The organism is Psychrobacter sp. P11F6, from assembly GCF_001435295.1.
Taxonomy (GTDB): Bacteria; Pseudomonadota; Gammaproteobacteria; order Pseudomonadales; family Moraxellaceae; genus Psychrobacter.
This window is the reverse complement of sequence record NZ_CM003594.1, coordinates 2,021,349-2,042,076: the sequence shown is the minus strand read 5'-3', so window position 1 is coordinate 2,042,076 and position 20,728 is coordinate 2,021,349. Positions and strand designations below refer to the sequence as shown.

Sequence of the window (20,728 nt, the reverse complement as noted above, 5' to 3'; positions counted from 1 at the left end):
AGGTTTGGTTACTTGATTCACTAGATTAAGTAACAAAGCCCAGACATAGTATTTCAAACGATAATAATTATCAAGATGTAAATGATAATTATTATTATTTACAAAGTGAAAAAATGTTGCCATAATGATTTCGTCTGAAGCCTAGAGATAAAATTATAAATGATGAAATAGAAGCGATAATTGCTAACAGCCTGCTTGATAAATATACCCTTGCTGCATCATTGCGGGCACTGTAGTACAGCAGGCATTATTTTTATCAAATATTAATCATAGGCATCGTCGCTGCTATTTTCTGAAGATGTTCATATCTCAATACTACATAGCCAAGATCATTGGCTTTTTTACTGCTATTTATTTTATGGAGACCATCATGAGTCAACCGTTATCGTTAACCAAAAAAAATACTGAGCTGTGGCAACAGTACCAAGCATTAAAAGCAAAAACGCCGATGCTATTTCCCACAGAAGGCGCGGCTGCATTAGGTATCAGCGAGTTTGAACTGATGTTAGCCTCGCCTTATAGCCAGTATATTGGTGATCAGTGCAAAACTGTATTAAAGCAATTTGAGAACTTTGGTGACATGGAAAGCATCGTCAGAAACGAGCTAGCCGTGCATGAAAAAACCGCGCCATATCATAATCTTAAGCTTGGTGAAAAGATGGGATTGGCACTCAATGTGGGTGGTCTAGATTTGCGATTCTTCATGTGGCAATGGCAGCATATGCTGGCGGTAACGGATACCAGCCGCGCCGATAAACCCTCTTATAGTATTCAATTCTATAACGCGCAAGGCGGTGCGATTGATAAAGTCTATCTACGAGAGTTAAGCGCTGAGACTATTGCGCGCTGGCAAGCGATGATTCAGGAGCAGCAGCAAACGGTGAATAATGAGACGCTGACGTTAGAGGCACAAGAGCCGCTAAATGACTGGCGTTACAAGGCATTAAGTGAAGAGGAGCGTACGCAGTTACAGCAAGGCTGGCAAGCAATGACAGACGTGCATCAATTCCACTCATTATTAAAAAATCTCGATATCGATCGTGCTAGTAGCTACTATCAAGCACCAGAGCAGATGACGCAGCAGCTTGATATTAGCGCGGTCGAAGCGGTATTTGAGCAAGCGCGTGATGCGAAATGTCCGATTATGATTTTTGTCGGTAATAGCGGTCTGGTGCAGATTCAGACTGGCACCGTGCAGACGCTCAAGCGCATGGGCGATTGGTTCAATATTTTAGATAAAGACCATAATGACTTTACGCTGCATTTAAAAGACAAAGCATTGGCGCAACTGTGGAGTGTCAAGCGCCCAACCAAAGACGGCATCGTGACTTGTATCGAAGGTTTTGATGATCACGGCGTCAGTATCTTTAGCGTGTTTGGTCAGCGAATTGAAGGCACGCCTGAGCTTGAAGCCTGGCAGCAAATTGTCTCGACGGTCATCGAAGCGCATCCATATGCAGAAGCCTTAGCAGCAGTTGCAATGCCTGAAGAAGAGAGCGTGTAAACCCGTCATAAAAAATCAGCAAATTTTGCGATATTGACACTCACATAACGGATAAGTCATAGCTGTTGTGTGAGTTATTTGGGATGCTTAATACACGTTAATGGTTCTGTTAATAGTGTCATTTTTTACGTTAGCAAATTAGGAATGCTTATGTCTTCTGCATTATCAAAAACAGTAATCACTCACGCAGTGATAAATAAAAAATTGATGAGTCGTGCTATCAGTACTGCGGCTATTATTGGCGCATTTGCCGCGCCCTCACTTTCTGCCCAAGCTTATGATCGTATTGTCGCGATGAGCCCCGATGTTGCAGACGTCGTGGTGGCACTAGGAGCGACCAATAAGTTGGTTGGTAAAGATGCGACCAATCATAATCCAGCGTTAAAGAGCGTGCCAGCCGTGGGTATGCACCGTAATATCACCGCCGAGTCTGTGTTGGCGGTCAAGCCTGATTTAGTGCTCGGCAGTTATATGGTACAGCCAGTGAGCATTTATCAGCGCTTAAACGGCTTAAAAGTTAAAGCCGTCAATGTCGCGCCTAAAGAAGAGGTAAGCACCTTTGCCAACAGTATTAAATCTATCGGCAGTTATGTTGATAAAAAAGCTGAAGGGTCGCAGCTTGCGAAGCGTTGGAATACAGGGATGAGTCCAATGGCAAAGACGGGTAAGCGTTATTTATTAAGTTACGATGGTCGTATTGTTGCAGGTAAGGGTACGGTAGGGGATGAGTTGATTCGCCGTGCGGGTGGGATAAATGCTGCCAATGTATCTGGGTTAAAACCCATGTCACGTGAAGGCTGGCTGGCAGCCAAGCCCGATGTGATCATTATTGCTGATCATAATCAGGCAGTGGTCGGCGGGGTCAGTAAATTTAGCAAACGTCCAGAGATTGCAGCAAGTGCCGCAGGCAAGAAGGGCGGCGTACACTTTTGGCCAGCCGATGACTTTCTGCGTTATGGCTTGCATTCGCCTGACGTCTTAAAAAAGCTGAACACTGTAGCAAAATAGCCTAAGCAAAAATCCTTTATCTCATATTCAACAAAATGACATCTCACATGGCAAATACGATTTCTGCTTCTATCTCTACACAAATTGGAAAACATAAACCTAGCATCTACTATATTACTGCCGCTGTCATATCTGTGCTACTAATTTGGTTGGCGCTTGGTATTGGCTTTGGCGAATGGTCAAGCCCTAGCCATCTTGACGATACTATTTGGCAGCTGCGTTATCCGCGTGTGGTGACGGCATTACTGGTTGGTATGGCGTTGTCAGTTAGTGGTGCAGCATTACAGGCTTTATTTGAAAATCCTTTAGCGGACCCTAGCTTAATCGGTACATCAGGTGGCGCAGCGCTTGGTGTTGTTTTGGTTCTGGCATTGGGGTTTGGCGGCATTGGGATACCGCTTGCGGCGTTTACTGGAAGTGTATTGGTGTGCTTGTTTATTCTCGCTTGTCATCGGTTTTTGGGTGGTGGGCAGATGGGCTTGCTGATATTGGGATTTGTCATCAGTGCTTTTTGTGCGGCGGTGGTCAGCCTAATTTTATTCATGTCTGATGACATGGTGCTGCGTTCCGCGACCAATTGGCTGTCAGGCAGTATGGCGGAAGCGGGCTTTGTACCGCTGCGTTATTCGATTGTCTCTATGTTATTGGGGTTAGCAATTTTATTGCCATTAGGTCGTCAGTTGGATGGACTGATGCTTGGTGAAGCCGCTGCTAAATCTTTGGGTATCAAAGTGGGTGTGGTTCGTTGTTTGGTCGTGATTGCCTCGGCATTATTAACAGGGGCAGCGGTGTCTTTAGCAGGCGTCATTGGTTTTATTGGCATGATGGTACCAAACCTATTAGCTATTCTGTTTGGTGGCGGACGTATGCGTCTCATGATTTGGTCTGGCTGGCTTGGGGCGATATTATTACTCGTCATTGATGGCGCGGCGCGGCATGTTGCTTATCCAGTGGATGTGCCCGTTGGCATCGTTTTAGCGTTGCTTGGCGGTCCATTCTTTATTTGGCTGTTTGTGCGTAGTAGCCGCCGCTAATTGGAGAGAGTATTTATGTTTCATTCATTTTTTACGGCTATATCAAAGACATCACCAGCGAGTCGAGACAGTCGTATAAATAGTAGTGATATCAAGAGTAGTGATGCAGGCGAGCTGTTGTCGATGCAAGATATTCATATCTCGCATGGTCATAAAACATTGTTAAAGATAGACAAACTAACCGTGCCAAGCCAAAAGCTGGTCGCCTTTATCGGACCAAATGGCGCGGGTAAAAGTACGTTGTTGCATACGGTTTTAGGTCAACACACAGGAACCGCGCTTAAAACGGATGGTCACATTACGATTTACGGTCAGCCGATCAACGAGGTCATGAATGATGGTCATATCGCTTGGGTTGGACAACATGAGCGTTTTGAGCTGCCGTTAACGGTATTGGATTATGCGCTGTTAGGAGTCTCGCCAAATCTTGCATGGTATCAGCGCCCAAATAGCCATCATGTTGAGCGCGCGCAACGTTTACTACAAGATTTTGAGTTATCAAGTTTGGTCAGTGCCCGCGTGCAAACCTTATCAGGCGGTGAAAAGCAGCGCTTGGCTATCGTAAGGGCGCTAATGCAAGACACTAAAATCATGATGTTTGATGAGCCGACCAATCATCTTGATATTCGCCATCAGCGTTTTTTACTTCATTATTTGCATAATTTGGTGCGACAGCAACACAAAAGTATCTTGGTTGTGTTGCATGATTTGACCCATGCGCATCGCTATACTGATGAAGTGGTGCTATTAAACGGTGGACAAATGGTTGCACAAGGAACGCCTAGTGAAGTGATGACACGCTCGCAACTAAGCGATGTTTATGATGTCGACATTAAGGTGCATCAAACTGAAGATGGCTTGGTGTTTGTATGATTCTGAGCACTTGAGCTATTATTTTGACTTTACGATAGGTATTTGATGATCAACTTGGCTTTTTAATCTGTATATATCGCACTGATTTATTCGGCAGTAAAAACCCTTTCATGCTATATAAATAATAGTATGAAGGGGTTTTTTACATCTTAACTATTGTAGTGAATCAAATACTCTTAATATAACCATGCAAAATATAACCATACTAACAGGATGATTTTCAGTTAATAAATAATTTTAAACCTAAAAAATGTTGCAGTAAACTCGCATAACGATCGGATTTAGTAGAAACTGTAAACCACTAGATATTTGTTCTGAACGGGAGAAACTCATTGCGCGCTATTCCTTATAAACTGATTGTTAGCGCACTACTGCTCATCATTGTTGCGGGCTTTTTTGCCTTTCGCTGGTGGCAAGGACCACTATTACCAAGCTATAGAATATCTTCGATGCCTTTGGTGCAGACGGTCGTAGCGACTGGACGGATAGTTGCCGTATCGAATACTGACATTGGTAGCGAGATATCAGGTGTTATATTAGAGCGACGGGTAGCAGAAGGCGAACAAGTCGCTGCAGGAGATTTATTGTTGGTACTAAGCTCCGATGACGTTGCAGCCCAAGTGCGGCAAGCAGAAGCCGAGTTGGCGGAATTGATTAGTAGCACTCGTCCACAAGCAGTGGTGGATTTGACCAATGCCAAAGTAGCGTTGGCGCAAGCTGACCGTAATGTCGAGCGTAGGCGCGAATTGGCTGCTATCTCAGCCATCTCTGATGAGGAAATGGAGCAAGCGATTCAATCCCAAGCCCAAGCACGCAATAATCTTGAAAATGCACGCCTGAGAGCGAATGCACTCTCCTCTGGTGGTGTTGAAGAAGATTTATTACGTGCTCGTATCGCAGCATTGCAGGCTCAGCTCAATAAAGCGCAAGTACGTAGCAAAGTATCAGGCACTATTCTGACCCGAAATGTAGAAGTAGGTGATTTGGTGCAACCAGGTCAGAGCTTGTTTACTATTGCCCTCGATGGTAAGACTGAAATAAGAGTACCGCTTGATGAACGTAATTTATCTCGGTTGGCTTTGCAGCAACCAGCTGTTGCTATTGCCGATGCCTATCCGGATAAACCGTTTCCCGTACGTATTAGTTTCATTGCACCAAGTATAGATCCGCAACGCGGTACGGTAGAGGTGAGATTGTCCGTCGATCCTGTACCTGATTTTTTGCGTCAAGACATGACGGTATCAGTGAATATCGAAACGGATCAACGCGCAAAAGCCTTAGTCATTCCTAATGATGCACTAGCCAATGTTAAAGAAGACAGCGCCGAAGTATTATTATTGCGTGATGGTAAAATACAACGTCGAGTAGTGAAATTAGGGTTACGCGGGCTATCAGCATCAGAGGTGCTCTTAGGACTGAGCGCAGGCGATGAGATATTGGGTGATGCGACAGTCTCACTGGCTGATGGAAAAAGAGTGAGAACCGCGCTTCAAGCAGCACCTTTTGCCGCTCCTGATGCTGACAAGATGAAGACTATAAGTGATAAGAGCCAAGCAGCGGAGACAGTCAATTGACGGCTTTTTTCGGTAGACTATGGATTGATGCCAACATTGCCATCAGTTTTTTGCGCGAGGGACGCATACAGTCGTTGATGATTACTCTTGGAGTGGCGATAGGTGTTGCCGTTATTATATTTATCACCGCACTCATCCAAGGATTACAGACCAACCTTATTGACAGTACCCTCGGCAGTCAGGCACATATTCGCTTAGTAGCGCCAGACGAAGTCAACCTAATAGCGCCATCTGCTGATGATACGCTGCAACTGATACAAGAAGACAAGCGTCCACAGCGGCTACGTTCTATTAATAATTGGCAGCAAATCACTGACACGCTAGATCAACTGCCCTTATTAACTGCCGTATCGCCAAACGTGTCTGGGCCTGGGTTTGTCCGGCGTGGTGAGGCATTAGAGTCGGTAATACTAGTAGGTACTGACTTGGTGCGTTATCAGAATATAATCCCACTTAATGAATACTTAATCAGTGGTGAGCTGCGAGTGGGCGCAGATAATGTATTGATTGGTAGCGAGCTGGCTAAAGATTTGGGTGTAGAGGTCGGTAGTAAACTGCGCTTAGATACTGGTCAAGACGATGGCGATAGTAGTCCCAGTAATAATTTGAGTAACAACCTTGGTAGCAACATTAATAACAACAGCGCTGTAGTCAATATCGCTGGTATATTCGAGCTCGGCGTACGAGAGCTTGATGCGCGCTACGTGTATCTAGACCTAAAACAAGCGCAGTCATTACTCAACCTACCGGGCGGTATCACAGTCATTGATTTGACGGTTGAAGATATCTTTGAGGCGGAGGAAATCGCTGCACAAGTGGGTCGTTTGACCTCATTGCAAGCAGAAAGCTGGATTGAAACCAACGCCCAACTGCTGAGTGGTCTCACGGCTCAAAGTTTATCTAGTAATATGATTGTCGTTTTTGTGGCGATCTCAGTAGCTTTTGGCATTGCCAGTGTGCTGTCGGTCAGTGTGGTTCAGCGTACGCGCGAGATTGGTATCTTACGAGCCATGGGTGCAACTCGTCAGCAAATCCTACGAATATTCTTAATTCAAGGGGCTATATTTGGCTTGTTAGGCTCTATTGTCGGTAGTGGTGTCAGCTATGTATTGGTCTGGTCTTTTAATACTTTTGGGCCCGACATATTTACCATTCCCATATCGATAAACCTGATCTTAGTGACTATGTCGTTAGCCACGCTAACTGGTGTGATAGCAGCTGCTATTCCAGCGCGGCGCGCAGCAGCACTTGATCCAGTGGTGGCTATTCGTTATGTCTAATCATGATTCTAGCGACACTTTTAATAATGAATTTAACAGTGAATTTAACAATGTTTCTGCCAATCCTTTTAATAAGACGTCAACTCCTATGTCCAGTCAATCTCACGAAGTTCTGCGTTTAGAGGCACTAAAAAAGTCTTATAATATCGGTCAACCTAATGAGATTGAGGTGCTGCACGGTATTGACTTAACCATCAGCAATAACGACTTTGCTGCCCTGATTGGTCCTTCTGGTTCAGGTAAAAGCACTTTGCTAAATGTACTAGGGTTACTAGATCAGCCAACCAGCGGTGAGCTATATCTATTGGGTCAAGCAACCAGCGCTATGAATGATGCTGGTCGCACCGCTTTGCGTGGCAGTAGTATTGGCTTTGTCTTTCAATTTCATCATCTGATTCAAGCGTTTAGTGCATTAGACAATATCTTAATGCCGCTAACATTGACAAGGGGTCGTCCAAATAAGCTTGCTATCCAAAAAGCGCGCGAGCTACTGGCAGCGGTTGGGTTAGAGCGCTTTGCTGACAGTAAACCTAACGAGCTATCAGGTGGTCAGCAACAGCGTGTTGCCATTGCACGCGCCTTGATAACCGAACCGGCATTGCTATTGGCTGATGAACCTACAGGTAATCTGGATACCGTGACGGCTAGAGAAGTGTTTGAGTTGTTCCGCAAAGTCAATCAGGAACGTGATTGCGCGGTATTGCTGGTCACCCATGATCCACGCTTGTCAGCATCTTGTGATCGAACGATTAATTTGGTTGATGGTCGTATTGATAGTGATACGTTGAATAATTGAAAAATATCGTAGTGATAATAAAAGTCATATTGGCGGATTACTTATCTGCTTAACAAAGATTTCTATAAATACCGCCGTCAATACTGACATCAATAAAGGTAGCGGCTTCGATTGTATGAAATCTCATAGAAAACACCCAATAATCAAAAACCCTTTTTTATAAAAACTTAAGGTAAAAGCTAAATATATCTATATTTCTAGGTCAATGTATTCGTGCCATCACCTTTAGAGTCATGTTCATTCAAAATGATTTTGTTATCTATTGTTAAATACCAGTAGATGCTATGTATAATGCAGCACTAGCATAGCTTTCACTCAGTATGGCTTTCACTCATATGCCTTTAATAAGAAGATTACATTATGTCAAACAAGCGTCCTTTATATATTCCCGTTGCAGGGCCCGCTCTTTTAGAGACTCCTTTACTAAATAAAGGCAGTGCTTTTTCATCAGAAGAGCGCGATAGCTTTAATTTAACTGGGCTATTACCTCATAACATTGAGACAATTGAAGAGCAATCACTACGCGCTTATCATCAACTGCGCTCATTCACTAATGATATGGATAAGCATATTTACTTGCGTAACATACAAGATACCAATGAAACCTTATTTCACCATCTAATTGAGCAGCATATTGAAGAGGTTATGCCGCTCATTTATACCCCGACGGTTGGTCAAGCATGTGAAAAATTCTCGCAAATTTATCGCCGTAAACGTGGTTTATTTATCTCATATCCTGAGCGCCATAAAATCGATGACATGCTGCAAAATGCCACCAAGCAAAACGTGAAGGTAATCGTTGTCACTGACGGCGAACGTATATTAGGTCTAGGGGATCAAGGTATTGGTGGTATGGGAATTCCCATTGGTAAATTGGCTTTGTATACCGCTTGTGGTGGTATTAGCCCTGCTTATTGCTTACCAATTTTGTTGGATGTTGGTACCAATAATCAACAGCTACTTGACGATCCTATGTACATGGGCTGGAGAAACCCACGCATTTCTGGTGATGAGTATAATGAGTTTGTCGACTTGTTTATTCAAGCCGTTAAACGTCGTTGGCCAGAGGCATTATTACAATTTGAAGATTTTGCCCAAGAGAATGCGACACCATTATTGAATAAATATCGTGACCAATTATGCTGCTTCAATGATGACATTCAGGGTACTGCTGCGGTTTCAGTCGGTACCTTGATTGCAGCGTGCTTGAATAAAGGTCAGAAGCTTAGCCAACAAAAAATAGCATTTTTAGGCGCAGGGTCTGCTGGTTGCGGTATTGCTGAGCATATTATTCGCCAAATGCAGCGTGAAGGGTTAACGGAGTCGCAGGCTCGCAGCCAAGTATTTATGGTTGACCGCTATGGCCTGCTTACTGATAACATGACGGAGCTACAAAAATTCCAAGAACCGTTAGTACAAAAAGAATCTGCTATTGAAAGCTGGGATAAAAGTAAAAAGCTCGGTTTAGCGCAAGTGGTTAAACAAGCAAAAATAACTGTATTGTTTGGTGTCAGTGGGCAAAAAGGTCTGTTCACCCAAGAGGTGATCGAATCCTTGTGTGTTAATACTGAGCATCCTATTGTATTACCACTTTCAAACCCCACGTCTCGTGTGGAAGCAACACCGCAAGAAGTGACTAATTGGAGCAAGGGTAAGGCAATTGTTGCAACAGGTAGCCCTTTCCCTCATACCACTTTTGAAGGTCAGTCTTTCGAGGTTTCTCAGTGTAATAACAGCTATATTTTCCCCGGTATTGGTCTGGGTGTTTTAGCAGCACGGGCGACGGGTATCAGCGATAATATGCTCATGGCGGCAAGCCAAGCCCTTGCAGATATATCAATGGAATACGAAAAAGCACCTGGTGCCATACTACCGCCGATTAAAGTTATCAGAGAGATCAGTGAAAAAATAGCGTATGCAGTGGCATTGCAAGCGGCTCAAGATAAGCTCGCACTACCTATCACAGCGGAGAATTTACAACGTCGATTAAAAGCGAATTTTTGGTTGCCTGAATATCGTAATTATCGCCGTACTTCTTTCTAATGTTAGAAATTAGATATAACAAATTCTAATATTAGGCACATTATCTAAGTAAAATATTAAATGAAAAAAGGTTGCTAACGCTATATTACATATAGTGTTGGCAACCTTTTTTACTGCTATGCAATCTATTAGTTTAGCAAGTTTACTTTTACCGGTTTTTCAGCACAGCTCAATGATTGTTTTTTATTAAATTCTAGACAACAAAAAACCCTTACAAGCAAATGCCTGTAAGGGTTTGAATTTGGTGGCCCCCAGTATCAACCATACTTTATTTTTAAGTAATTGATATAAAAAGTTATTATGTGAAAATAAATTCCTTATACCAACAAATATACCAACAATATACTTGAGTAATCACCTAATGGAATAACCAGATTTATAAATCAATAATCTGTAAAAAATATTGTTACTTATTGTACGATCAGTGTTTTTTGTACTTGTTAAGCAATTTAATGAAATACATTATAATGATATACTGACCCCTGCCGTCAAATCCGTACACATAAACTTGGGAAATTTTAGTTACGCAGCCTGACGATAAAAGTCAAACCACACCTGCCTTGGCGATCTATAGCCTAAACCTTTTTGAATCCTAGTCTGGTTGTAATACAGCTCGATATACTGTGTGATCTCGTTGGTCGCTGTAAACCTTGTTTTACACTCTTGATGGTATACAAGCTCATTCTTTAATGTACCCCAGAAGCTTTCTATCGGAGCATTGTCAAAGCAATTACCTTTACCACTCATTGAGCCTTTAAAATGATGCTGCTCGATGATCTTGTGATACGCATGGCTACAGTACTGACTGCCTCTATCAGAATGCACAATCAGCCCTTGGCTTGGACGTTTGTTCTTAATGGCCATATTAAGCGCACGGCATACTAAGTCTGCTGTCATGCGCTTACTTGTAGCGTAGCCGACAAGCTCTTTGGTATAGAGATCTTTAACACCTGCTAAATACAGCCAGCCCTCATCGGTCCAAATATAGGTGATGTCACTGACCCAAGACTCATTAGGAGTCTTCGCATCAAACTTTTGATCAAGCACGTTGTGATAGACAAGCTTGTTATGATTGGAGTTGGTGGTGACTTTAAAGCGCTTATGGCGACGACATTTGATGCCATGCTCTTCTTTGATACGTCGAACCATATATAGGCTAATATCGTGCCCTTGATCAGCTAGCTTTGCATGCAGTCGCTCAACACCGTAGCGCTCACGGGTTTCACTGTGAGCGGCTTTCACCAGTAGCTCGCAGTGGTTACGATGTATTTGTTGGTCGCTAATATCGCGACTCAGCCAGTCGTAATAACTTGATGGCTTAATAGCTAAGACCTTACACATGCTTGCGATAGTAAAGAATGGTTTATTATTTTTTATAAAAGCGTACTTCACGAGCTGTGTTTGGCAAAGTACGCGGTGGCCTTTTTTAGTATCTCTCGTTCCTCTTCAGCCATTTTAAGCTGCCGCTTGAGCTGCTTTATTTCCTGAATAGCCGTCATAAGATCAGGATCATATTGTTCTGTACCGATAAGCTTGCCTTGATTGGCTTTATTGTTCCAGTTCGATAGCGTTTGCATGGCGATGCCAAGTTGCTTTGCAGTCGCTGAAATATTGCCGTTATTGTCCGCTATCTTCTTGACGGCTTCTGCTTTGAATTCTGTACTGTAGGTTCTGATTTTCTTGGTCATGGTAAACTCCTGTGAATACGCTTAGTTTACCAAGTTTACTTGTACGGCTTCTTCAGCGTAGCTCACCCTGCCACTAGTTATGATTTTGATATAACCCTCGCTTTCTAATACCTCAGCTATCAACTCAAAGTTATGCTTTTTCCGTAAGTGCTTAGGATTAACCTTACTTTGAGCCGTTGAGTAAGCCAGTCGATTGACTGACTGTCTATTACAATACTTGACCAGCCAGCCTATGAGCTTTTGCGCGTCATTATCTCCAGCTTGGGGCTTGTCGGTGTACCTTATGCGCTCACTCATTGAGTAGTCAGTCAGTAATGTAGCTCTATGTATGTCATCAGCAGATATGAAGCGCTGGCCATTGAAGTAAGCCAGTATTGAGGCGATACGACTGGCATTTTCATGTAAGCGTCTGGCATAGCTTGCGTATTTCTCAAGCTGACCGCCTTTGCATAATTGGCGCTCTTTAGCAGTTTGGTAGTCTGCTAATGCTTTTCTAGCCTGTCTGTTCTCAAAGGGCATATCAAATCGAATGATCTTACCCTCGTCGTCAGTTCTGATAATGCCTTGGCTAGGGTCTAGTAACTCATAGCACCGCTGCCAGTAGAATTGTAATCGAGTGTCAAGATTAGGCTTAGCGTCTAGCCTTTCATCAGTGTTATAAACGAGTTTACCGTTCATATTTTCAGGAAAGGCGAACAAAAAGCGTGGTAACAATCCTTGTTCATTCATAGCGTTATCATTGAGTGCTTCAGCTATGACAGACGGCTGCCCTTGCAAGTCGAGCGTAAACCGAACCCTGTTCATACTGTTTTGCTCTATGCTGTCGTAGCGCGGTGATAGAAGCCTATCAAATGAGCCATCACTCCATATATCGCACAGCTGGCTTATGTTACTTTTTGCCGTGTCACTGGTTAAGCTGTGACCACTTAAAAACAAGGCAGCTTCAGCTGTTGACCATGCTATATCTCTAGTATTTCCAATCAGCATATGGTCTAAAAAGCCTTGGATAGTGCCAGACTTCACCAAAAGTATAAACTGCTTAGGTTTGGGGTTTTCAAGTAACCATACTTCTAAATCTTTCTTTAGTGTGCTGGTTTTTTGTGCTTTCCATTCATCTAGCAACTGCCTGTCTTCCTTGCGTTTGTCTTCTTGATAGCTCACAAGCGCCTTGTGGCTAAAGCCTACAGTTCGACTTTTACCACTACCACTATCGCCTTCAGTAAGTATGAATAGGGACACAGGCATAAACTTATCACCTAACACATAAGGCGCGTTGATATACTGCTGAATAATGGTAGCTAAAGCGCCTAACATGCCATTTCCAGCCATCGCTGAGGCAACTTGGGCATGATAGATAATGGCTTTTATTGCATCGTAAAGTATATCGCCGTTCTTGCCCCAGGCTTCTATCGGGTAGGGTGTGGCTTTGCTGTCAGGGTCGGCTATATCGCCCAGCTTTCCCCATGCTTCAGCTAGCAAGTCCTTAACTATTGTTTCAGGGTCGCTCAAAACATCATCAAGCGTCTGTTCATTAGCAAACGATAGCAGTAAATCAAAAGTAGTTATAATCGCTTTAACGTTTACGCCTAGCAGTGGCTTAGTTACTTCATCTTTTTTATCAATGGTGGCAGTAACAATAACTTGCTTAACCTCAGCAAAATGTTTGACCATATTGTTAAAGTGAAAAGGATTAGCACTGACTAGGATAGTCACGTTTAGCCCTTGGCTTATCAGTGCTTTATATAGCTCTATACCATCATCTAGGCTCTTTACCCCGTACCAGTCACTATTTAGGTTAAGACTGCCAATGATAAAGGCGCTTGGCGTGTTTGGGTCTGTCACCTCGATCGGTGCATCACTATTAAGCGTGTAAAGAGCTAGGTTTGCTGGCTGGTTTATGTTGTCACTGAGTATCAAGCCCACCTTGCCAGCAGTGTTGATTATATCGCTTTTTCTATCGCCATTATGAATAGTGAATGTACTGCTAAACTGTCTTAGCTTATCGCCTTGGTCTAAAGCTATAAGGTTGGTGAGAATCTCATCATCTGCTATAATTGCATGGCTAGTTTGCTGTGTAGAGCCTAGTAAAGTATTAAGCCCCTTGTCATCAGCTTGGGGCTTTTTGCTGTTACCTTCCTTCATTTCTACCTCCACTGGTTCTTATATTCGTGGAAGTATTACTGGTATAGTTATTCAGCCAATCGAGAACTTCGGAGTTTTTCCAAGCCACTATTGTTGGCGATAAGCGGATGCTCTTAGGAAATCTACCATCTCGACTCCATTCATGCAATGTGGTTCTCGAGAATGGCAAAAGTGGCAGGATGTCTTTAGCGCGTGACATGCCTTGAAGAGGTAATAGTTTTACTAAATCTTTATCATTATGGGTTTTAGTGGGGGTATCAGATTCTAACATTCTATTTCTCCATACTAGCCGTGACGGGGTGTCTCGGTATGGATAGAATGATAGTTTTATGAGTTAGGAATGTGTTGAAAGTTCAAATGTTATATTGAACTTTCAATTTAGATTAGCTTTAATTCTTAACATCTTTATCAAAGTACTGAGAGAACTCTTTCAAACAAGTCGAAATGCGCTTATGTGGCGCATCAAGACCATGTAAATGGGACTTATCAATATCTAAATCAAAAACAAGGTTCTTAATGTCCCGTTCAATCGCTTGCATATTGAGTTTATCCCCATGTTTGAACTTAGCAGACGTATCAGCAAGAAGAATAGCCATCATTGCAATTATTTTATAATCTTGCGATTTGGTATTGTTATTATCATTATTAGAAGAGCTGTTTTTTTGATTGTTTAATTCTTTCTTTAGCCCACTGGTTTCTATTTCTAATAGGTTTCTACTACGTTTTAAACGTTCAATATACTCTCTGGCTTCTTCAAGTTCATTTTCTAAATAATCGTTCCTTTGCTTGTTTTTATATTCACTGACTATATCTAGCAATTCTTCTTTATCAAAAACTATTTCGCATTTCAAACCAGTTTTTGGGTGCTTTTCATTTATTTTGTCATTTATTTTGTCATTTATATTATATAAGCAATAACCTAATGAAAGATCTTTATTTTTTAGATTTTTATTACTAATGCTATAGATCTTAATTTTTTGAGCTACAGGATTTCCAACTCCTAAGATAGCTTCAAGACAAAATTCTGAAAGGATTATATTTTCGTTAGATAACTTAAATACACCCGAAACATAAAATTCTTCTTCAAATAGTTTGGAGACATAGTCAATACCTCTCAAAACTGTTCCATTTTTAGTAAGATGGGCAGCACCTTTGTAGTCAAGATAGGGGGTCAATTGACCAGATTTTATTCTTCTATATATTTCAGTGTCACTTATGCTTTTATCTATCATATCTTTAAAAAGTGCAACAGAGTCTTTAAAATTATAAAAATCACTACTTTTTAGCATGAAAATTACTCTATAAGTTGGAATAAGATAAATATATTAATAAAATCAATAACCTTTTCAAAAACTATTATCTATAAAACTCGCCCACTCATTCATCATATCTCTACGATAGTCTAAATGCTGAGCGCCATTGTAAGCTCGGCTTATTTTGCTTTCTTGTTCATGTGCCAGCTGTAACTCAATCGCTTCATGCATGAAGCCTTGTTCATGAAGTGTTGTACTTGCAAGTCCTCGAAAACCGTGCCCTGTCATTTTATATTTATAGCCCATTTGATATAGAGCGTTAATAAAAGCGTTTTGACTGTACGGCTTACGGGTAGAGGGGTTATAGAACACATACTGCTCTGAAAAATTCAGCTCTTTGATTTGCATTAATATATTTATAACTTGTGGTACAAGAGGAACAATATGAGGTCTATTCATTTTCATTTTTTCCGCAGGTATCCGCCAAATTTTATCATTCCAGTCAATTTCTGACCATTCCATGAATCTAAGCTCATTGGTTCTTACAAAGGTATAGCATAAGAACCATAAACCTAGTTTGACGGTTATATGTCCAGTATAGTCATCAATATCTTGTAAGAGTTTTGGCAATTCTTTTGAAGTAATGCGACTGTGATTTTTAGTCTTATGCGGTTTAATGGCCGCTGATAAATCTGCTGCAGGATTTGACGTTGCTATACCTATGCGAATAGCGTGCTTAAATATTTGCCCTACTTCTGCCATTATTCGACGAGCCATTTCATTAGCACCACGTGCCTCGATACTTTTACCAATCGCTAAAATATCAGGTGATGTAATATCGTCGATTAGCTTATGCCCTATAACTGGTTTAACGTCACGCATATAGGCTGAGTAGTTACGACTAAACGTACTTGAGGCTAAAAAGGTTTTACGGTCTGCATACCAAGCCTGTTAAATAGTATCAAAAAGTCTTGAGCCATCTTGCTCAGCAAGTTTTTCTTTTTTCTTATCTTTTGGGTTAATACCTTCGTGAATCAGTTGCTTTATTTCTAGGTTACGCTGGCGTGCCTGCTGCAGTGTAATTACTGGGTACTTGCCCAAGGTCAGTGATTGCTGTTTACCTTGCCAGCGGTAAGCACTGATCCAGACTTTGTTTCCGGTGTGTCTTACCCACAGTTGAAGGCCGTCGCCATCACTATGCTTGTCAGGGCGGCTAGGGGTGCATTTGTCACTTGGGGTTAGTTTGTTGATAATCGTATGAGTTAATGGCATGTTGGTATAATCTATACCAACAAATATACCAATATTCTATATAATTCGCCATATACCAAGGTATTCGGAAATTACGCAAAATCCCATAAAAAAAGGCTTGCCGCATCGCTGCGAACAAGCCTGATTCAATATGTGGTGGGCCCAGTAGGACTTGAACCTACGACCAAAGGATTATGAGTCCTCTTTTTTACAACAACAATACACAATACTTATCAATAAGTAGCCGTGTATTTTACATTAAAGCCTTTACTCATAAGGTCTCAGGATAAAAACAAAACATAGCTATCAACAAAGAGTCATATCTAACAATATATACAGAGTATCAAAATAGTATCAAATCATTAATGTCGATACTATTAAAAATTTTAAATAGTTATAACTACTACCTTTGAATGATTTGAAGTAAGGGATAAATATTTAGTTCAAAGTATCAAAAAAGTCAGTTCATAGTTCACTGATTCTTTATATAGTAAGACTTACATACCAATAATATAGTGATAGGTATAACAAGCAATAGATAGTATCTTGTAACTGATTTTAACTCTATTCACTATTTAACAACCTCATTAACATAAGTTAAATGTGGGATCATAGTAGCTAGTTTTAGTTACTTTGAATATAACAATCACCGCTAATTGAGCTTGCTTAGTCGATAGTCAAGTTTTGCGCGGCTGATATTTAAGAGTCGTGCAGCTTTTGAGACGTTGCCATTACACTGACTTAAAGCGACGCGGATAAGCTTGTCGTTAAAGGCTTCTAAATTAAAACCATCATGGAATAAAGTGGCAAGTGCGGTATTACTATGGTCATCAACGCTGGAGTGTTGTAAACCACCGCTTTCAGCCGATACCCGAAGCTTATTAGCATTCATACTATTATCTTCGATATTGGATAAAAGCAAATCACTAGCGTCAATCCACTTGTGGTTATCATTGAGTATGACCGCTCGTTCGGTGACGTTTTGTAGCTCTCGTATATTGCCTGGCCAATGATATAAACTCAGATACTCTCGCGCTTGATCTGTAAAACCTTGAATATTTTTTTGATACATATCGGCATATTTATGTAAGAAAAACTTAGCCAGTAGAAGTATGTCCTGCTTACGTTCTCGTAAAGGAGGTAGGTAGATAGGGAAAGTGCTTAATCGATAATATAAGTCTTGACGAAACTTTCCTTGAGCTACGGCCTGTTTTAGATTCTCATTGGTGGCTACCACCACTCGAATATCAACAGCTATATCAATGTAGCTGCCGACATGGTTGAGTATACCTTCTTGTAATACGCGCAGTAGAGCTGCTTGCGCCCGCGATGATAACTCAAAAACCTCATCCAAAAATAGTGTCCCTAAATGTGCCGCTTCAATTTTGCCTTTTCGAGATTGCGTAGCGCCAGTAAAAGCGCCTTTTTCAACACCAAACAGCTCAGACTCAATAAGATCGGTAGGGATGCTGGCACAGTTTATAGCGATGAAAGGGTTGCTTCTGCGATCACTAGCATCGTGGAGCGCTTGAGCAAATACCTCTTTACCAACCCCAGTTTCTCCTTGCAATAAAACAGTCGCTTTGGTTTTTGCGACCTTTTTCATCAGCGCTGTTGCCTTTTTAAAAGAAGGCGATTCACCAATAGCAGAAAAAAAACCTTCAGGGTTGATACGTAAATCAGGGTTTTGTCTTTTTATCTCATCAAAATTACTGCGCCGCTCAAACAGTTCAGTATTTAAGCGCTCAGTGTTGAAAAACCTTTCAAGATCCGTTTCTTCCTCCCAGTCCTCTAATGGTCGCCCTTCAATACGACAATGATCAAAACCCATTGCCGCGCATTGTACTTCTTTAAAAGCAATCTGACGGCCAAAGAAGGAGCTGGTATAGCCGCTGGCGTAACCCAGTGAGCTAAAACATATCGGCTTATCTGAAACCCCATGAAACTTTTTATGATAAGCGGCTTCAAAAGAGTTATACCAATCAAAGCTTGCAAAAAATCTGCCATTGTCAAAATCGACACTCATTTTATCAGGAACGACTCTCACCATACCGCGTATGGCATGCATCTGTGGACCGGATAAAAACACCTCTTTCCAACTGCCTTCTGGTCGTAATTTTTTACTAATCTCAGCGTCTTGTTCCCCAGCAAAATGACCGTAGCGAAAAAAAAGCCGCTGCATAATATCGCTACCCAAAGTCGATTCGATATCCTCTCGCAGGCGCCATAGAGCATGAGCATGGCTTAATATCATGCGCTGACCGCCGAACCATATCTTTCCTGAATGCAAATCAAACTCAAGATGTGTCAATAAATCTTCGATTCTCTTTGTGAATTCAGTTTTTTCTTTATTATTTTTTTTATTAAGTTTGATTGGCTCAGGTATAGCCTCGCCATCGAGAAATTTAGATGGATGAGAGACTGCATTTACTTCAGGAGTATCATCTTTATAAGAGGTTTGTTTTGACATAGCAGATGCGTTCCTTGCAAGGAGCTGAGTAACATCTATCCTTAGATGGTTGAGCCAATCATCATTACACATCCATCTAAATCATGCAATTTTATCATACTAAATATATGGCCTATCAAGCTACATCAGACTATGAGCAGCGATTCTAAATTTAATAATTTAAGTATTTCATGAAATTTTGAAAAATGAATGACTCAAATCATGAAATAAAATAAAGAAAATTATTGAGCTTAGATGATTAATACGCAGTGTTTTTTAAAAATGTTATTAAAAATCAATAACTTAAGTTGGTAATTATAAAGTTGGCATACAACTTGTAAGGTAGTAAATACCAGATAAGGACTGTCTATATTTATACCATTTAAGAAAAGGAGTTGAGAGTGAATTCACCTAATACCTCATCAAATTACGATAAAGAGTCTAATCTTTCTTTTAATGACTTGCCCAAATATGTTCGGGTTAGAAGTGATCCGGATGATAAGTTTGTCATGTTTGACTTTGCTATTGGCGAATCCAGCCTCTTTGTTGAGCTGGTATTACCTCCTGAAAGCTTTAAGGAGTTTTGTGCCAATAACAACGTCATAAACATGACACCTGAGCAGATGCATATTAATGATCAGGAAGAAGACAAGTGGCGTTATGGCACAGAGACTACCTTAGTAGGCCAAAATCACTCAGAAACTCGTAACCATTAAACCTACTTCATCATAATTGTTGTTAAACACGGAAGGCGCTCGCGACTAGAGCGTAATAATTTATATCAAGGAGAAATAAGCATGTCTTTAGAAATCAAAACATCAACGCTTGAACCCGTTCGTCATACCTATGCGAACATTGCTCGGCGTTTTGGTGACAAACCTGCAACTCGTTATCAAGAGGCCACCTATGATGCGCAGGCCACGGCTAACTTTCATTATCGTCCACTATGGAATCCTGACAAAACATTGAACGATGAAAACTACACGATTATTCAGATGGAGGATTGGTACGACCTGAAAGATCCTCGTCAGTTTTATTATGGTGCCTATGTTCAGAATAGAGCACGTATGCAAGACATCACCGAAGGTAACTATAAGTTCTTTGAAAAACGTGATTTGGTAGATAATCTGAGTGAAGAAGTCTTAGAAGCCGTTATTTTTGGGCTCTTGCCACTACGTCACGTAGAACAAACCGCCAATCTAAACTTCATGTATGGATCTGCTTATGGTTATGGTACAGCTATTTCGCAAGCTTGTTTATATGCAGGTATGGATCGGCTGGGCATGGCACAGTATTTATCACGGATAGGGTTGTTGATCGATGGCAACTCTAGTGACTCACTACAGCAGGCCAAAGATTATTGGATGAATGATGAGGCGTGGCAAGGAGTTCGTGCCCTTTGTGAACATACCTTAATCGTCAAAGATTGGTTTGAGCTGTTTCTTGCGCAGTCTTTAGTCATAGATACTTTTATTCACGTTGTTCATTATCAGCATTTAGATAACTGGTTGGTTGAAAATAACGGTCGTGATATCGCTATCCTGACTGAGTTTATGCAAGATTGTTTCAAAGACATAACAGGCTGGAGCAACAGTATCATCAAAACAGTGGTTGCAGAAAGTGAAGAAAATAAGGAGTACTGCCAGCAGTGGCTAGATACGTGGCAAGAGAAGGTTGCCACTGCCTATCGTCCTTTGATTGAAAAACTATTTGATGCCGAGCAAGTGTTAGTCGTGTTGGATGACATTCAAGCACAGTTGGCAAAACGTTGTAAAACTGCCGGTTTAGTTGTGCAAAGCGCTGCTTAATCTAGTTATAAATTTATCATCGTAA

The 20,728-nt window shown here is 41.4% G+C and carries 17 protein-coding genes and 1 pseudogene; 10 read left to right on the top strand and 8 right to left on the bottom strand.

The annotated features are described in order from the left end of the window. The first annotated feature begins 370 nt into the window (after nucleotides 1-370). The 8 genes from AK822_RS08390 (at nucleotide 371) to AK822_RS08355 (ending at nucleotide 10,112) form a co-directional block, all read left to right on the top strand. Nucleotides 371-1,504: a ChuX/HutX family heme-like substrate-binding protein gene (locus AK822_RS08390; RefSeq protein ID WP_060491289.1), complete on the top strand. Its 1,134-nt coding sequence runs from the start codon at nucleotides 371-373 to the stop codon at nucleotides 1,502-1,504. A gap of 150 nt (nucleotides 1,505-1,654) precedes the next feature. Next, entirely contained in the window at nucleotides 1,655-2,512 is an 858-nt protein-coding gene (locus tag AK822_RS08385; protein WP_228138992.1) for a heme/hemin ABC transporter substrate-binding protein, read from the top strand. Between the two features lie 47 nt (nucleotides 2,513-2,559). Continuing rightward, entirely contained in the window at nucleotides 2,560-3,546 is a 987-nt protein-coding gene (locus AK822_RS08380) for a FecCD family ABC transporter permease (protein ID WP_060491288.1), read from the top strand. Between the two features lie 15 nt (nucleotides 3,547-3,561). Continuing rightward, nucleotides 3,562-4,419 carry an ABC transporter ATP-binding protein gene (locus AK822_RS08375; RefSeq protein WP_060491287.1) on the top strand — a complete coding sequence of 286 codons (858 nt, stop codon included), beginning with the start codon at nucleotides 3,562-3,564 and terminating at the stop codon, nucleotides 4,417-4,419. A gap of 332 nt (nucleotides 4,420-4,751) precedes the next feature. Then, complete coding sequence (locus AK822_RS08370) at nucleotides 4,752-5,993, top strand: efflux RND transporter periplasmic adaptor subunit (protein ID WP_060491286.1); 1,242 nt, start codon at nucleotides 4,752-4,754, stop codon at nucleotides 5,991-5,993. Continuing rightward, nucleotides 5,990-7,273 carry an ABC transporter permease gene (locus AK822_RS08365; protein WP_228138991.1) on the top strand — a complete coding sequence of 428 codons (1,284 nt, stop codon included), beginning with the start codon at nucleotides 5,990-5,992 and terminating at the stop codon, nucleotides 7,271-7,273. The genes AK822_RS08370 and AK822_RS08365 overlap by 4 nt, the downstream gene beginning before the upstream one ends. Nucleotides 7,274-7,361: 88 nt before the next feature. Beyond that, nucleotides 7,362-8,069, top strand: a complete 708-nt coding sequence (locus AK822_RS08360) for an ABC transporter ATP-binding protein (protein ID WP_060492236.1) — start codon at nucleotides 7,362-7,364, stop codon at nucleotides 8,067-8,069. 360 nt (nucleotides 8,070-8,429) lie between these two features. Continuing rightward, nucleotides 8,430-10,112: an NAD-dependent malic enzyme gene (locus AK822_RS08355; protein ID WP_060491285.1), complete on the top strand. Its 1,683-nt coding sequence runs from the start codon at nucleotides 8,430-8,432 to the stop codon at nucleotides 10,110-10,112. A 522-nt stretch (nucleotides 10,113-10,634) separates the two neighbouring features. Here the strand turns inward: AK822_RS08355 and AK822_RS08350 are convergent. The 8 genes and pseudogenes from AK822_RS08350 to AK822_RS08310 all read right to left on the bottom strand — a co-directional run bounded on the left by AK822_RS08350 (nucleotide 10,635) and on the right by AK822_RS08310 (nucleotide 18,916). Then, nucleotides 10,635-11,800, bottom strand: a protein-coding gene (locus AK822_RS08350; protein ID WP_087945602.1) for an IS3 family transposase whose coding sequence is annotated in 2 segments (ribosomal slippage) — nucleotides 10,635-11,542 and nucleotides 11,542-11,800 — 1,167 coding nt in all. Because the reading frame shifts where the segments join, the coding sequence is not laid out codon by codon here. A 21-nt stretch (nucleotides 11,801-11,821) separates the two neighbouring features. Next, nucleotides 11,822-13,942 carry a DUF3987 domain-containing protein gene (locus AK822_RS08340; RefSeq protein WP_060491284.1) on the bottom strand — a complete coding sequence of 707 codons (2,121 nt, stop codon included), beginning with the start codon at nucleotides 13,940-13,942 and terminating at the stop codon, nucleotides 11,822-11,824. Then, nucleotides 13,929-14,213 carry a helix-turn-helix transcriptional regulator gene (locus AK822_RS08335; protein ID WP_060491283.1) on the bottom strand — a complete coding sequence of 95 codons (285 nt, stop codon included), beginning with the start codon at nucleotides 14,211-14,213 and terminating at the stop codon, nucleotides 13,929-13,931. The genes AK822_RS08340 and AK822_RS08335 overlap by 14 nt, the downstream gene beginning before the upstream one ends. Before the next feature lie 118 nt (nucleotides 14,214-14,331). Further along, nucleotides 14,332-15,231, bottom strand: coding sequence for a hypothetical protein (locus AK822_RS08330; RefSeq protein ID WP_060491282.1), 900 nt, complete (start codon nucleotides 15,229-15,231; stop codon nucleotides 14,332-14,334). Nucleotides 15,232-15,288: 57 nt separating this feature from the next. Further along, nucleotides 15,289-15,912 carry a tyrosine-type recombinase/integrase gene (locus AK822_RS08325; protein ID WP_416202330.1) on the bottom strand — a complete coding sequence of 208 codons (624 nt, stop codon included), beginning with the start codon at nucleotides 15,910-15,912 and terminating at the stop codon, nucleotides 15,289-15,291. Then, nucleotides 15,886-16,131 (bottom strand): annotated as a pseudogene (locus AK822_RS15280) (phage integrase central domain-containing protein); the annotation flags it as partial. The pseudogene AK822_RS15280 and the gene AK822_RS08325, both read right to left, overlap by 27 nt. Before the next feature lie 15 nt (nucleotides 16,132-16,146). Next, nucleotides 16,147-16,467, bottom strand: a complete 321-nt coding sequence (locus AK822_RS15055; RefSeq protein ID WP_060491280.1) for an Arm DNA-binding domain-containing protein — start codon at nucleotides 16,465-16,467, stop codon at nucleotides 16,147-16,149. 631 nt (nucleotides 16,468-17,098) lie between these two features. Next, the gene (locus tag AK822_RS08310; protein ID WP_087945606.1) at nucleotides 17,099-18,916 is read right to left on the bottom strand and encodes a sigma-54-dependent Fis family transcriptional regulator; all 1,818 of its coding nucleotides are present in this window, start codon (nucleotides 18,914-18,916) and stop codon (nucleotides 17,099-17,101) included. 380 nt (nucleotides 18,917-19,296) lie between these two features. Here AK822_RS08310 and AK822_RS08305 point away from each other — a divergent pair, with 380 nt between their 5' ends. Then, a complete protein-coding gene (locus AK822_RS08305; protein ID WP_228138990.1) occupies nucleotides 19,297-19,611 on the top strand; it encodes a phenol hydroxylase subunit in 315 nt (104 codons plus the stop codon). A gap of 81 nt (nucleotides 19,612-19,692) precedes the next feature. Continuing rightward, entirely contained in the window at nucleotides 19,693-20,703 is a 1,011-nt protein-coding gene (locus tag AK822_RS08300) for an aromatic/alkene monooxygenase hydroxylase subunit beta (protein ID WP_060491279.1), read from the top strand. Nucleotides 20,704-20,728: the final 25 nt, after the last annotated feature.